We start from the raw sequence: 13,168 nt of genomic DNA, 5'->3' as shown, positions 1-13,168 counted from the left end.
GCCAAGGTTCCTATCTTTATGCTCTTGAAATAAGGATGCGGATACCACATGGACAAACAACAACTCATTGATTGTCAAAATCGGATAAAACCCTTTATCCACAATACCCCCATTTTAACCTCTCGTCTGCTGGACGACATGGTCGGGGGTTCTGTCTTTTTTAAGTGCGAAAATTTTCAGCGGATGGGCGCTTTTAAAATGCGTGGGGCCGCCAATGCCATTATGCAACTTTCCGAAGCGCAAAAGCAAAACGGTGTAGTGACCCATTCCTCCGGAAATTTTGCCCAAGCCCTATCCTTGGCCGCCCAAAGTCTTGGCGTAAAAGCGTACATCGTTATGCCCAGTTCTGCGCCTCAAGTAAAGAAAAATGCCGTGAAGGGTTATGGAGGCAAAGTCATAGAATGTGAGCCCACCTTGGAAGCCCGAGAGCGAGAATCAAAACACATAGTGGACAGCTATGGGGCAACGTTCATCCATCCTTCCAATGATGACGCTGTAATTCTTGGACAAGGCACGGCTTGTATGGAGTTATTGGAATCCTATCCAGACTTGGATTTTGTAGTAACACCGGTGGGTGGTGGTGGATTGATTGCGGGAACCGCTCTTGCCGCCCATTATTTTGGGAATTCCTGTGCAACCATTGGCGGAGAGCCTTCGGAAGTGGACGATGCCTATCGGTCGCTAATAAGTGGCAAAATTGAGACCAATAAGACCACGCAAACCATTGCAGACGGTCTTAAAACCCAATTGGGTGACCGAAATTTCCCTATTATTCAACAACATGTTCAAAAAATCATTCGAGTAACCGAAGCGGAAATTGTTGCGGCCATGCGTTTGCTGTGGGAACGGTTGAAGATTGTTTGTGAACCTTCAAGTGCGGTTGCTTTTGCCGCTGTGTTAAAAGAGAAAAATCAATTTGTTGGCAAAAAAACAGGAATCATTATCTCAGGTGGCAATGTGGATTTGGACCATTTGCCCTTCGGTAGGTCCTAATTTTGCTTAGGAAAATGCAAGGTGAAGGTAGTTCCTTCCCCTTTTGTACTCTGCACACTGATTTTCCCTTCCATGGCTTCAACCTGTGTCTTCACCAAATAAAGACCAAGGCCTTTACCTTCAGTTGTGCCACTGAGCCTTCCATACATATCAAATATCTTTCTTTCCCTTTCCGGGGTCAGTTCAATGCCTATACCATTATCTGTAACACTCAACATGGTGGCATTTTCCATTTTTTGGGTGAAAATGGTAATTAAGGGTGACAAATCTTCCTGCTGATATTTTATGGCGTTCATGATGAGATTGTACAGAATGTTCACAAAATAGCTTTTAATCCCCAAAATTGAATCCTCCTGGGAGAAATCTGTCCGGATAACCGCATGGGTCTGGGCCATTTCTTCGGAAAGTAATACATCTACATCTTTCATTACTTCAGCCAAACGCACTTCCCTAAACCTTTCTTTGTCCGTATTCTTCATGGATAAGGACAAATTGAGGTCTTTAATGGTCTGGTCCAACGCCTCCGTTGTGCTCTCCATTTTCTTTACAATGTCATCATTCATCTCGTCCTTGCCCCACTCATATATTTTGGAGAGCATAAGTAGATTTGAAATAGGCCCTCTAAGGTTATGGGAAATGATTCGAACAAAATTTTGAAGTTCATTGTTCTGCTGAACAATCTGTTGGTTGATCAAAACATCTTTGGTTACATCTTGCGTGGTACCCGACATGCGATAGGGTTTTCTATCCTCATCATAATAGGCTTTGCCTTTTTGATGAACATAGCGAACCTCACCACCATTGATTACAATTCTATGCACAATGTCGTGCATCACTTCGTTCTCAATACTCTGCTCCACGTCTTCATTGAAAATCTGCCTGTCCTCAGGATGTATAATTTCCATCAGGGCTTCATAGGTTGCTTCAAATTTGCCAGGGACTTGTCCAAATATGCCAAAAAGTTGATCGGACCAACTTATTTCGTTTTTCAACATGTCCCAATTCCAATGACCAACATTGGTTATTTCTTGGGCTTCCCGATATTTCGTTTCGCTTTCTTTGAGTCGTTTTACATTTTCAACCTCTTGGGTCACATCCTTCTGCCAGATACAACATCCCAAAACATTTCCTGAAGTGTCCACGTAAGGTTGAAAAGAAAACTCATGCACATGGGTGGCCCCCTCTTCTATCATGGTATGCTTTGCCGTGGTGGCATACCTATTCAACGCCTTGGTACAACCCTTCTCGCAGGATTCAAAAAAAACACCATGTTCATAAACGGGTCGTAAATCCATACCTTTTGAGGGGGCATGTCCAAATTCTGATTGAAATCGATCTACGAAAGAGCGGTTGTAGGCGGACAGACGAAAGTCGTTGTCCATGGTCCAAACCACATCTCCCCTATCTTCAACAATTTCAACTTTATTCTGAATACGAATTTGTTCCTTTTTCACCGATATAATTTTAAAAATCCATTATAGCGTGTATTGCAAAGGGGGGAATCAATCCTCAATGCCGAGTTCCTGCCCAATTCCGCCATTTGCATCGCATAGTTGGTACAAAAACACAAATTTGAACACATTTCTTTTACAAACTAAATTTGGGCCAACGAATTTTTGACCCAAACGATATCTTGTACAGAATTTGCAGGGAGGCCGTTTGAAAAACTAGCTGTAGGAACCTTGTAGGTAATCCTCCAAATGCTCTATTTTCAAGGGCTTTGTAATAAATTCTTTAACGTATTTACCATATTTTTTGGCTTCTTCCCGATCCTCATCAGACTCTGAAGAGGTGACCAGTAGCACTTCATTGGTTTCTGGGAAATCTTCGAGAAGCATGAATTCCAAGAATTCAAATCCGCTCATTTCTGGCATATTAATATCGAGAAGAATCAATGTTTTTACGTTAGGGTTGTCCCTAAACCTAAGATCATCAAGAGCCAATTCGGGGTTTGTAAAGCTTTTGAGTTTGTCTTCCATCCCGATTCTTCGGAAATGGATTGCATTCACAGTGTTTACAAGGTCCTCATCATCGACCAAATAAATTTCCTTGTACATAATAAAATCTAGTTGATATGGTTTCTAAGCAAATTGCTTCCTTTAAAGATATGTTAAATTCAAAAAAGGAAACGTCTTTTTGCCACTTAAATCAAACATCTTTTGTGATTTTTTATTGTAAAAAGATTGAAAGAAAATCACCTATAAATAAAATGTAATCTTTTTCTTTCAACAAAAAACGGTATTGCCTTTAAAATATTTTAAAATTGGACAGGTTTGAAGATTAAAGTAACTATCCTTTCCAAGGATAGGCATTCTCCATTTTAATGGAATTTTTAATGTTCCCGATTTCCGTTGCATCAATTACCTGTCCATCCCTGATCACTAGATTGATTTCCCTAACATTATTAATGTCTTCCAAAGGGTTTTCATTGAGCAAAACCAAATCCGCCATTTTACCCATGGAAACTGTACCATACTTTTCTTGAATATCAAAAAATAAGGCAGGATTAAGCGTAGCGGTCTTCAAGGCCTCTGCAGGAGATAGCCCAGCATGGGTAAAAGCCTCCAATTCATTGTGGACTCCTACCCCGGGATGGCACAATGGATTGGCCCCCACATCGGTGCCTGCTAAAAAAAGTACCTCTTTCTCGTTCATGGCTTTCACCATCTCCAAATACAACCGGTACAAGCGCTTTTTGATATCAATATAATCCGCCCTGTCCCTATTCTGAAGATGGTCATTATGTTCCGGGGTCCAATAGGCTCTCAAGTACGGAGGTAAATAGTCCACCAAATCACTATCTTTTGAAAGCTCCTCTTCATACCACGCATTTTTGTACCACATACTCAAGGTGGGGCAATGCCAGATGTTATACTTTTTAAAAATTCCGTAAAGTGAGTCTGCTTTTGAAGTTTTAAAGGTGTTCAACCTGAAATCATTCAATTGATTGGAGCGTCCAATTCTATCATCCACAGCTTCGAGTGACTGCATGAATTCCTGCGAAGGTGTATCTGCGCATTCTTTCAGGATTTCCAATAGGTGTTCCTGACTTTTCATTCCGGTTTCGGCAGCTTCAGAAGGTGGTACGGTATAAGGCACATGGCCCACAAACGGAAAACCAATTTCATTGGCATACGAGCTTACCGCCAAATAAGTTTCTCTAGGCAGCAAGGAATAAATCTTTAGAAAATCGATCCCTTCCGCAATCAAGGAATCCACCACTTGTTTTGCGTATTCGGGAGAATTGATGCCAACAGAACCGTCCCACATGGGATTAGGGCCATCCAACAAAGGTCCTGCCGCAAAAATCTTTGGAGCCAATAACGCTCCATCTTCATAAAGTTTCCGCCACCGTTGCACCAACTTAATGTCCCCACCCATATCACGGATGCCGGTGACACCGTTGACCACAAACAAGGGCATTAGCCGGTCCTTTTCTTCCTGCTTCGGATGCATTCGCCAGACTTCGGGGTCATCCGGGTGGGCATGCATGTCCCATAGCCCCGGAATAATGAACTTACCCTCCGCTTGAATTACCCTATTTGCCGAGTAGTTGACGTTTCCATCAGCGCTGCGAATATCCAAAATGGTGTCATCTTGAATTAGCACATTTTGGTCGGGAATCACCTTCCCGCTTTCCACATCAACCACATTCACATGAGTAACCAAAACGGTACCCATCAATTTCTCAGATGACTGACATCCACCAAGTATCAAAAAAAGTAGGGCGCAAAAAAATATGTTTCTCATCCTGAAATTTAACATGAAAACATGCTTTCACAAAATGAAAAATACTACTTCCGCCAAGAATCAATGTTTGCTCAGATTGACAAAGGGTTTTGAAACCCCACTACGTAGTTCTGATTTTGGCGATTAAAGCCAACGTTTCCTTCACATTTTGCTCCAATCCCATAAAGTCTCCATTTTTGAGGACTTCCTTACCGATCAGCTGTGAACCCAATCCCACACAAGACACTCCAGCGCCGAACCAGTCTTTTAGATTGTCCTCCTCGGTGCTCACACCGCCAGTTGGCATGATGCTCGTCCAAGGCTGAGGGCCTTTTATTGCCTTCACAAACTCTGGCCCGTAAACTGAACCGGGGAACAGTTTCACAATCTCTACGCCGAGCTCCTCTGCCCGATTGATTTCCGTTAAAGAACCACAGCCTGGGCTGTAGGGTATCTTCCTCCGATTGCAGACTAGGGCCACATCTTCCTTAAGCGAGGCAGTGACCACAAAATTGGCGCCCAATTGTATGTAGAGTGAAGCCGCTGCCGCATCGGTCACCGAGCCCACACCCATCATCATCCCGGGAAGTTCCTTTAGGGCATATTTGTTGAGTTCAGCGAACACCTCATAAGCAAAGTCACCCCGTGAGGTGAACTCCATGAGTCGGGCACCCCCATCATAGCAGGCTTTGAGCACCTTTTTTCCTAGTTCCACATCGGGATGGTAGAACAAAGGGACCATGCCTGTCCCGATCATTGTGTTTATTACTTCTATCCGTGTATATCTTGCCATTTTACTTTTTTTTATCGTGATACCCTTCCAGAGGCGTCGCCTCCCATCAATTTTTCCACTTCGGAGACCGTAACCAAGTTGGCATCGCCAACTATGGTGTGTTTCAAACAGGAAGCGGCCACTGCAAAATCGAGCGCTTTCTGGTCGTTGTCCGGCCAAGCGATCAATCCATAGATCAATCCCCCCATAAAGGAGTCCCCTCCGCCCACACGGTCCACGATGTGTGTGATCTGGTATTCCCTTGATTTGAACAGTTCCTCTCCATCATAAAGTACTCCGGCCCATGTATTGTGTGAGGCCGATAGCGAGCCCCTAAGTGTGGTGATAACTTTTTTGGCATTGGGGAATTTTTTCATCATCTGCTTGCAGACCGACAGGAACGCCTCCGCCTTTACATGCTCGCCCTGAGTGGTGATGTCAAGACCCTCCGGCTTTATTCCGAAGTGCTTTTCAGCATCTTCCTCATTGCCCAAGATGATGTCGCAGTATGAAGTGAGCTCCGTCATAATGGCCTCTCGGTCACCACCGTATTGCCAAAGCTTGGCGCGATAGTTCAGGTCCGTAGAAATGGTGACCCCCATCTCCCGTGCCACCTTGACGGCCTCAATACAGGCATCCGCGGCACCTTGTGAGATGGCTGGCGTGATACCCGTCCAATGGAACCATTGTGCCCCATCGAACACTTTTTTCCAGTCCACCATCCCAGGACCGATCTCTGCCATGGCCGAATGGGCCCGGTCATAGACCACCTTGCTTCCACGGCTCACCGCACCGGTCTCCAAAAAATAGATGCCCAGACGGTCTCCACCGAATATGATTTGGTTCGTCCCCACGTTTCGCTTGCGCATTTCCATAAGGGCGCACTCCCCGATATCGTTTTTGGGAAGCCGGGTGACAAAGTCAACCGGAATCCCATAATTTGCAAGGGACACCGCAACATTGGATTCCCCTCCCCCGTACACCACATCAAAGCTGTTCGCCTGTGAAAACCTCAAAAATCCGGGAGGCGCCAAGCGTAGCATGATCTCACCGAAGGTCACTACTTTCTTCATGTTTTACTATTTTATTGTTTTTAAATCGATTCTATAAGCCACTAGAAAAATTAAGTGGACAAAAAAGAAGAACGTACTTCAAATGTAGTACGTTCTTCACTGGATAACTAAACTAACTCAAACAACTATTTTTATTCTTTTGCGGTTTTCATGGTTGCTTTCTTCTCATCTTTGGGAGAATTTTTGTGCCAATGGGATGCCAATATAGACCCTGTGATGTTCATCATAGGACCAAAAACGGCTGGTGCCAATCCTACGGTGGCCACCTTGCCCATTTCATTGGCAAGCCCTGAAGCTAATCCAGCATTCTGCATACCCACCTCAAAAGCGATGGTTCTGCACGAACGTTCATCGAGTCTAAAGAGCTTACATCCCCAATACCCAAAAAAGTACCCGGAGATGTTATGAATAAGCCCCACCAAGATGAGCACAAATCCCATCGTTAACAGGTTGTCACGACCTGCTGCTGTGATCACAGTGATGATCAAAGCAATTCCACCCATGGAAACCAATGGCATGGCTTTATCGAGCCATTCCGTTTTTCCGTGAAAAAGTTTGTTGAAAATTAGTCCGCCTGCAATAGGTAAAATAGTGATTTTGATAATACTCCACATCATTCCCCATAAGTCTATGGGGATTAATTGACCGCCGAATGTTTTCATTAGAATAGGTGTCACAAAAGGTGCTAATAGCGTGGCCACTGTGGTCAACGTTACCGATAGTGCCAGATTGGCTTTCCCGATATACGCCATAACATTTGAGGCCAGTCCGCTGGGTGATGAACCAATTAAAATAACACCTGCCGCTATCTCTGGTGGAAATTTGAACAAGAACACCAAGCTTGCCCCCACTAAAGGCATTATGGTGAATTGACAAACCAATCCTATAAAAACAGCTCTTGGGCTTTTTACCACTTCTCCAAAATCCTTGAGGCTCATTGTGGTCCCCATGCCAAACATGATAATCTGCAAAAGGGGCACAATCAAGTCTTTCAGCTCAAAACTTCCCCAATTTGTAAATAGCTTGGGATAGCTCATGGCCAAGGTTACGCCTGCAAAAATGAGCATGGCAAACGAAAAGCCCTTTGTGGTATGATGCCCCCTGAACCCAAATGATAAGGCAAGGAAAAAGGAGGTAAGCACAGGCCCAAAAATGGCATACTGGCCGGTAAAATAAAAATAGGCTGCAGCTACGGCCAATATGGCTGCCGCCCAAAGAGTATATTTATATATTAACTTCACAAATCTGGTTTTATCAATTCTTACTCAAAAAATGGCACTCCTTCTGGAGCATATTTCTTCATTGCTTCTTCATTAATGTCCACTCCAATTCCGGGCTTGTTCGATACAGTCACAAAACTGTCTTTTACCCAATCAGATTCGTCATAGGTTACGATTTCCTTGAACATTGGATCGGTATGGAAATACGATTGCCATTCCATTAAATGGAAGTTTGGCACACTGGCACAAACGTGTGCACATGCCATTGCACCTAAGAAGGAAGCCACCATGTGTGGAGAAAATGGCACATAATACAAGTTGGCCAAATTCGCAATACGCTGGCCTTCACCAAGCCCACCACATTTTTGTAGGTCAGGCATGATAATATCCACGCCATTGTCCAACAATTGTTTGAAACCATGGCCCAAATACACATTTTCACCTGCCGAAATAGGAGTACTAGTTTCTTCAGTCAATGTCTTGAAAGCGTCAAAATTCTCAGCTGGTATGGGCTCCTCCAACCAAGTTAGGTTAAGGTCTTCCACTTTTTTGGCTATCGTCTGTGCGGTTACATGATCGTAACGTCCATGCATATCTACACAAAGGTCTATTTTAGGTCCAACAGCCTCTCTTACTGCTGCAAGCTGGTTGTACATCCTTGAAATTTCACCGGGGCTCGCCGTCCAGTTATAACGATCGTATTTATCGGGATCGCTGGCATAATCCAAGTCGAATTTTAAGGCATTAAATCCCCAGTTCTTTATGGCATCAGTGGCAGCCGTAGCAAAATCTTCAGGTGAGGGAAAGCGAACTCGGTATAGGGCTGTGTCACAGTATACACGAACCTTATCCCGGAATTTACCGCCTAAAAGCCGATACACTGGTAAATCAAGGGCTTTTCCAGCCAAATCCCACAATGCTGTTTCAACGGCTGAAAGTACCGCAACATAGGTACCTGATTGCCCCCCTCCAAAATGGCCAGCACGGCGAATCTCTTCAAAAATTTTATGCACATCAAATGGACTCTTGTCCCTTAGAAAAAATCCCATTCTCTTCACCATATGATACGTACCTGGCACGGCATCAACACCTTCACCACATCCATAAATTCCCTGATTGGTATGTATTTTAACGAAAAGCCCGCTACCTCTACGAATGAAACCGCACTTGATATCAGTAATCTTTAGGTCCGACGGCGCAGAAAGCTTTGGGTTTTTATCTATTGCTTGTACATATTCATTACCATAAGTGCTGGATACCATGCCCAAACCGGCAGTAGCCATCACAGATTTTGTGATAAATGATCTTCTTGAGTTTTTCACTTTATATATCGTTTTTTATTACCAGGTTCTACTTTTTAGTATTTCTTGAATTTGTTCTTTTGGAACGGGAAGCTCATCGATGTGATCGTTGAGCCATTTGCTGAAATCCTTTTCGATGTCGTCCGCCCAGCGGGTATCTATTTGTCCTGCCGTATATTTTCCTTCTCGAATACGTTGGTGTCCGAACATATCACGAAGTCGGACAATTTCTGAAGTGGTCACTACTTTTTCAGCCAAATGTGGAGGAATAAAGACCACTACACCCAATTTTCCCAATACCACATCACCTGGCATAACAGTCACCTTCCGGATAAGGGTCGGTTGGTTGATGCCAATAATCATGGTATTTAAATCTCCGGGAGGGTTGTGGTGCGAAGCATCATAGCTGGTGTAGAAAGACGTGAATCCTCCAATTTCCATAAGGCCTTCCACATCTCTTAACGCTCCATCATAAACAATACCGTTTCCAGAATTGGCATAGATGGCATTACCTACGTTATCCCCAATAGTTGGCCCGTCCCTATCCGCACCAAACTGATTGGCAACGTATACATCACCTTTTACCAAAAGGTCCACAGGCCACGTATTTTGTCCCCGTTTTCCTTGAGCTTTTCCTCTATCGTCAATGGCTTTCCAAACAGCGGGTCTACCCGGCATGAACGTTGCGGTCAATGCTCGACCTACCAAAACGCTATCTGGGTTGATTAGTTTCCAGTCTTCGGCAATTTGATACCTATATCCTGCATTTTTCATCACGGCCCACGCTTCTTCGATACTCACGGATTTCATCCGCTCCAAGATGGCATCCGGAACTTTGGGTCTACCATCATCAAATCGTTCACCCTTCCATTCTGGGGTCAAGAATATCAGTTCTTCCTTGGAAATCTGCTGGGCAAGAACCTGGCCCACCAGTCCAACGATAAACAGCATTACAAGTAATCCTCTTTTCAACATAGTTTACATTTAGTTAGTTTATATCCAGTTTATTATCCTTTCTTTGTTAGTTCTGATGTTCTTCTTTCGTCATAATTTATAGGCTTGTCTGGCCAACAGAACCACTTCGTTGTTTTGGTTTTGTTGGAAGACCATGATGATTCCTATACGCACTTTTGCAGGGTTCCCAGCATTGGTGGCCTCCGCTGAAAGTATGTGTCTGACAATGCCTGTATTGCCAGAAATGTCCACGCTCTGATCTTCATTGGTGATGGAAACAAATCGGAAAGGTCCGTTCATGACATCATCTATGAACTCTTGCTTGTTTTGAATGTTTCCACTGGAATGGCCATAGGTGAGGTTGGCTGCCGTAATGGATGAAAGGGTTGCGGAATCCCTATCAATCAATGCTTGATCTAACGCTCCAAGCGCTTCCAAAACCGCTTGTTGGTCTAAAGTACCAGTTCCTTGTGACCCACAGGAGACAAATAGCCCCATGGCTGCCACGGCAAGGATGGTCCTAAATAGGTTCATCGTTCTCATGGCTGGTAATATCTACTGTTTTGGATATAATCGTTCAGCTCTTTCCGGGTCATTGGCAATTTGGCATCTGGATATTTTTTGAGCCAATCCAAGAAATCTGCTTTGATTTCATCCGTCCAACGGGTATCAATCTGTCCGGCTGTATATGTTTTTTCACGAAGTCTTTGGAAACCGAATTCATCACGTAGGGCCACTACTTCTGAAGAAATGACCAATTGTGCCACTAAATGGGATGGTATGAAAATGGTTCCATGCCGGTTGGCCAAAACAACATCACCGGGAAGAACCGTTGCACGTCCAATACGAATAGGTGCATTAATGGTGGTCAACATTTGCTCTTGCAGATAGGAAGGGTCTTCATCCCGGTACCAACCGTTAAAACCTTCTATTTCCAAAAGTCCTCCGAGGTCGCGAACACCTCCATCGAACACTACGCCGTTTTTGGAATTGGCGTAAATGGCATTTCCAAGATTGGAGCCGATCAAAGTCCCGTCTATGATTCTACCGTAGCCATCGGCCACATAAACGTCGCCGTTCACCAAAATTTCAATGGGCCATGAGTTACTGCCTCCAATGGTATCCCGTTTTTCCTTGGCACCTTGTAATTTTACATATTCTTTTAAATCTGGTCTGAGGGGCACATATTGTGCGGTTACCACACGACCGGTCATTACACCTTCTGGGTGAATGATTTTCCAGCCGCCCTCATATTGGTTGTTGAAGCCTCTTTGACGCAAATAGCCCCAAGCTTCTTCAATTCGTATTTTTTTAAGTCTTGAAAGTAGGGCGTCCGATACTTTTGGTCGTCCATCATCAAAACGTTCGCCTTCCCATTCACTGGTAAGGGCCTTAATATAATCTGGTGATGAAGCTACCCTTTGTGCATTGCTGTTGACTGTTGCCATCAAACAAATCAACAGTGCCATCATCTTTACTTGTATGTATTTCATATCTAATTCTAGATTGGTTTACAAAATTTTTAATGTCGGCCCGAGACCTCCAAAGCATTAATCCCAGGCCGACTTTTTAAAAAAAAACTAAACAACTTAAGTAACTTTCGAGCTACTAACTATAAGTACGGTCATGAGATCTAAGCTCATTCCACTCATCGGTAGATTTGAAGAAACTTTTATCTCTTGGATGCAAATGTGCTTTGACCACGTCTTCATTCAACTCAATACCCAAACCTGGGGCGGTCAATGGCACCGTTGCAAATCCTTTGTCAATCATTTTATATCCTCCAACAGTGGTCACCAAATCTTCCCACCAAGGTACATCCACGGAGTGGTGCTCCAATGCCAAGAAGTTTTGGGTAGCTGCGGCACAATGCACGTTGGACATGAACGAAACTGGTGTTCCTGCCTGGTGCATGGCCATCGCTATTCCATATTCCTCTGCATAATCCCCGATTCGTTTGGTTTCCAAAAGACCTCCTGAGGAAGCCAAATCTGGATGGATGATATCCACGGCCCTATTTTCAATTAGAGGTTTAAAGTCTTTCAACAAATAAATATCCTCACCGGTTGTAGTTGGCGTTTCAATGGCCTCTGAAATGGTTTTCCATTGCTCGTGATATTGCCATGGCACCATATCCTCAAACCATGCCAATCGGTATTTGTCCAAAGCCTTTGCTAAACGAATTCCATTATTAAGGTCAAAGTGTCCGTAGTGGTCTGTTGAAATCGGTATTTCATAGCCTACCATATCACGAACATTTTCAACTACTTGACAAAGTTCTTCCAAACCTTTTTCAGTGATTTGGATTTGAGTGAACGGGTGCATGGTATTGCCATAGGACATATAGTTTCTGGCATCGCCCCATTGCGCCAAGTATCCTCTATCATTTTCCCAAAACTTACCATTTACAACGGTTCCTGGTTTTCCACGAAGCTCACCAATGGACACGTCCATTTTTAGCCAAGTGTATCCTTGATCGTTTACCCGGTAATCAATAAGTTTCTTTTGCTCTTCAGGGGAACCGGCTTCGGGAGTATCTGCATACAGCCTTACCTTATCGCGATATCTACCCCCCAGTAACTGCCAAGCAGGAACATTATAGGCCTTACCACAGATATCCCAAAGTGCCATTTCAACACCGCAGACACCACCCGCTTGACGGGCAGGACCACCAAATTGTCTGATGCTCTTGAATATCTTCTCTACATTACATGGGTTTTGCCCAAGGATTCGACTCTTTAAGAAGAGGGCATACCGCACATCGGCGGCATCCCTTACTTCTCCAAGACCATATATCCCTTGATTGGTTTCAATTTTAATGATGGCGGTACCTCCCATTACGTTGGTAAGGGCATATCTCATATCCGTGATCTTAAGATCGGAAGGAGCGGACATTCTACTCACCTTGGAGGTAGTCTGTGCGATGGTATCTTCAATACCAAGGCCCATCATGCCGGTCATGGCAATTCCACCCAGAGCCGTTTTCTTTAGAAAGTTTCTTCTGTCATCGGCTGTTTTTGGGTTTTCAATTTCTGCCTGCCTTGCCAACCTAAGGTCTTTTTCTTCTTGCTTGTTCTTAGCAATGATTTGTTTTAATACTGATTTCATTCTATTAATTCTATGTTA

The 13,168-nt window shown here is 44.0% G+C and carries 12 protein-coding genes; 1 reads left to right on the top strand and 11 read right to left on the bottom strand.

Annotated features, from left to right (window positions below):
* Positions 1 to 48: 48 nt before the first annotated feature.
* Positions 49 to 993 carry a threonine ammonia-lyase gene (locus ACFSJE_RS13075; protein WP_379831414.1) on the top strand — a complete coding sequence of 315 codons (945 nt, stop codon included), beginning with the start codon at positions 49 to 51 and terminating at the stop codon, positions 991 to 993.
* Here ACFSJE_RS13075 and ACFSJE_RS13070 read toward each other — a convergent pair.
* From ACFSJE_RS13070 to ACFSJE_RS13020, 11 genes are all read right to left on the bottom strand, one after another.
* On the bottom strand, positions 990 to 2,447 hold the full coding sequence (locus tag ACFSJE_RS13070) for a sensor histidine kinase (protein ID WP_379831413.1): 1,458 nt from the start codon (positions 2,445 to 2,447) through the stop codon (positions 990 to 992). The two genes, ACFSJE_RS13075 and ACFSJE_RS13070, sit on opposite strands and share 4 nt — an antisense overlap.
* 213 nt (positions 2,448 to 2,660) lie before the next feature.
* Positions 2,661 to 3,050 (bottom strand): response regulator, encoded by a 390-nt coding sequence (locus ACFSJE_RS13065; protein WP_379831412.1) that lies wholly within the window; start codon positions 3,048 to 3,050, stop codon positions 2,661 to 2,663.
* A gap of 232 nt (positions 3,051 to 3,282) precedes the next feature.
* Positions 3,283 to 4,743: an amidohydrolase family protein gene (locus ACFSJE_RS13060; RefSeq protein WP_379831411.1), complete on the bottom strand. Its 1,461-nt coding sequence runs from the start codon at positions 4,741 to 4,743 to the stop codon at positions 3,283 to 3,285.
* Positions 4,744 to 4,843: 100 nt separating this feature from the next.
* A complete protein-coding gene (locus tag ACFSJE_RS13055; protein ID WP_379831410.1) occupies positions 4,844 to 5,515 on the bottom strand; it encodes a bifunctional 4-hydroxy-2-oxoglutarate aldolase/2-dehydro-3-deoxy-phosphogluconate aldolase in 672 nt (223 codons plus the stop codon).
* Between the two features lie 11 nt (positions 5,516 to 5,526).
* Complete coding sequence (locus ACFSJE_RS13050; protein ID WP_379831409.1) at positions 5,527 to 6,567, bottom strand: PfkB family carbohydrate kinase; 1,041 nt, start codon at positions 6,565 to 6,567, stop codon at positions 5,527 to 5,529.
* 131 nt (positions 6,568 to 6,698) lie between these two features.
* Positions 6,699 to 7,808, bottom strand: a complete 1,110-nt coding sequence (locus tag ACFSJE_RS13045; RefSeq protein WP_379831408.1) for a bile acid:sodium symporter family protein — start codon at positions 7,806 to 7,808, stop codon at positions 6,699 to 6,701.
* Between the two features lie 20 nt (positions 7,809 to 7,828).
* The gene (locus ACFSJE_RS13040) at positions 7,829 to 9,109 is read right to left on the bottom strand and encodes a mandelate racemase/muconate lactonizing enzyme family protein (RefSeq protein WP_379831407.1); all 1,281 of its coding nucleotides are present in this window, start codon (positions 9,107 to 9,109) and stop codon (positions 7,829 to 7,831) included.
* 18 nt (positions 9,110 to 9,127) lie between these two features.
* A complete protein-coding gene (locus tag ACFSJE_RS13035; protein WP_379831406.1) occupies positions 9,128 to 10,063 on the bottom strand; it encodes an RraA family protein in 936 nt (311 codons plus the stop codon).
* A 69-nt stretch (positions 10,064 to 10,132) separates the two neighbouring features.
* Positions 10,133 to 10,585, bottom strand: a complete 453-nt coding sequence (locus tag ACFSJE_RS13030; RefSeq protein WP_379831405.1) for a nuclear transport factor 2 family protein — start codon at positions 10,583 to 10,585, stop codon at positions 10,133 to 10,135.
* Complete coding sequence (locus tag ACFSJE_RS13025; RefSeq protein WP_379831404.1) at positions 10,582 to 11,535, bottom strand: RraA family protein; 954 nt, start codon at positions 11,533 to 11,535, stop codon at positions 10,582 to 10,584. The genes ACFSJE_RS13030 and ACFSJE_RS13025 overlap by 4 nt, the downstream gene beginning before the upstream one ends.
* Positions 11,536 to 11,650: 115 nt before the next feature.
* Positions 11,651 to 13,150: a mandelate racemase/muconate lactonizing enzyme family protein gene (locus ACFSJE_RS13020; RefSeq protein WP_379831403.1), complete on the bottom strand. Its 1,500-nt coding sequence runs from the start codon at positions 13,148 to 13,150 to the stop codon at positions 11,651 to 11,653.
* Between the last annotated feature and the right edge of the window lie 18 nt (positions 13,151 to 13,168).

The sequence above is a fragment of the Flagellimonas iocasae genome (assembly GCF_042682725.1).
Classification (GTDB): domain Bacteria; phylum Bacteroidota; class Bacteroidia; order Flavobacteriales; family Flavobacteriaceae; genus Flagellimonas; species Flagellimonas iocasae.
Note: the sequence above shows the minus strand (reverse complement) of the source record. Positions and strands in the feature narration are given on the sequence as shown.

What these genes read in the sequence shown, in the direction of transcription:
- ACFSJE_RS13075 (WP_379831414.1), top strand. Translation starts at nt 49, where the DNA reads ATGGACAAACAACAACTCATTGATTGTCAAAATCGGATAAAACCCTTT.
- ACFSJE_RS13065 (WP_379831412.1), bottom strand. Translation starts at nt 3,050, where the DNA reads ATGTACAAGGAAATTTATTTGGTCGATGATGAGGACCTTGTAAACACT.
- ACFSJE_RS13060 (WP_379831411.1), bottom strand. Translation starts at nt 4,743, where the DNA reads ATGAGAAACATATTTTTTTGCGCCCTACTTTTTTTGATACTTGGTGGA.
- ACFSJE_RS13055 (WP_379831410.1), bottom strand. Translation starts at nt 5,515, where the DNA reads ATGGCAAGATATACACGGATAGAAGTAATAAACACAATGATCGGGACA.
- ACFSJE_RS13050 (WP_379831409.1), bottom strand. Translation starts at nt 6,567, where the DNA reads ATGAAGAAAGTAGTGACCTTCGGTGAGATCATGCTACGCTTGGCGCCT.
- ACFSJE_RS13035 (WP_379831406.1), bottom strand. Translation starts at nt 10,063, where the DNA reads ATGTTGAAAAGAGGATTACTTGTAATGCTGTTTATCGTTGGACTGGTG.
- ACFSJE_RS13030 (WP_379831405.1), bottom strand. Translation starts at nt 10,585, where the DNA reads ATGAGAACGATGAACCTATTTAGGACCATCCTTGCCGTGGCAGCCATG.
- ACFSJE_RS13025 (WP_379831404.1), bottom strand. Translation starts at nt 11,535, where the DNA reads ATGAAATACATACAAGTAAAGATGATGGCACTGTTGATTTGTTTGATG.
- ACFSJE_RS13020 (WP_379831403.1), bottom strand. Translation starts at nt 13,150, where the DNA reads ATGAAATCAGTATTAAAACAAATCATTGCTAAGAACAAGCAAGAAGAA.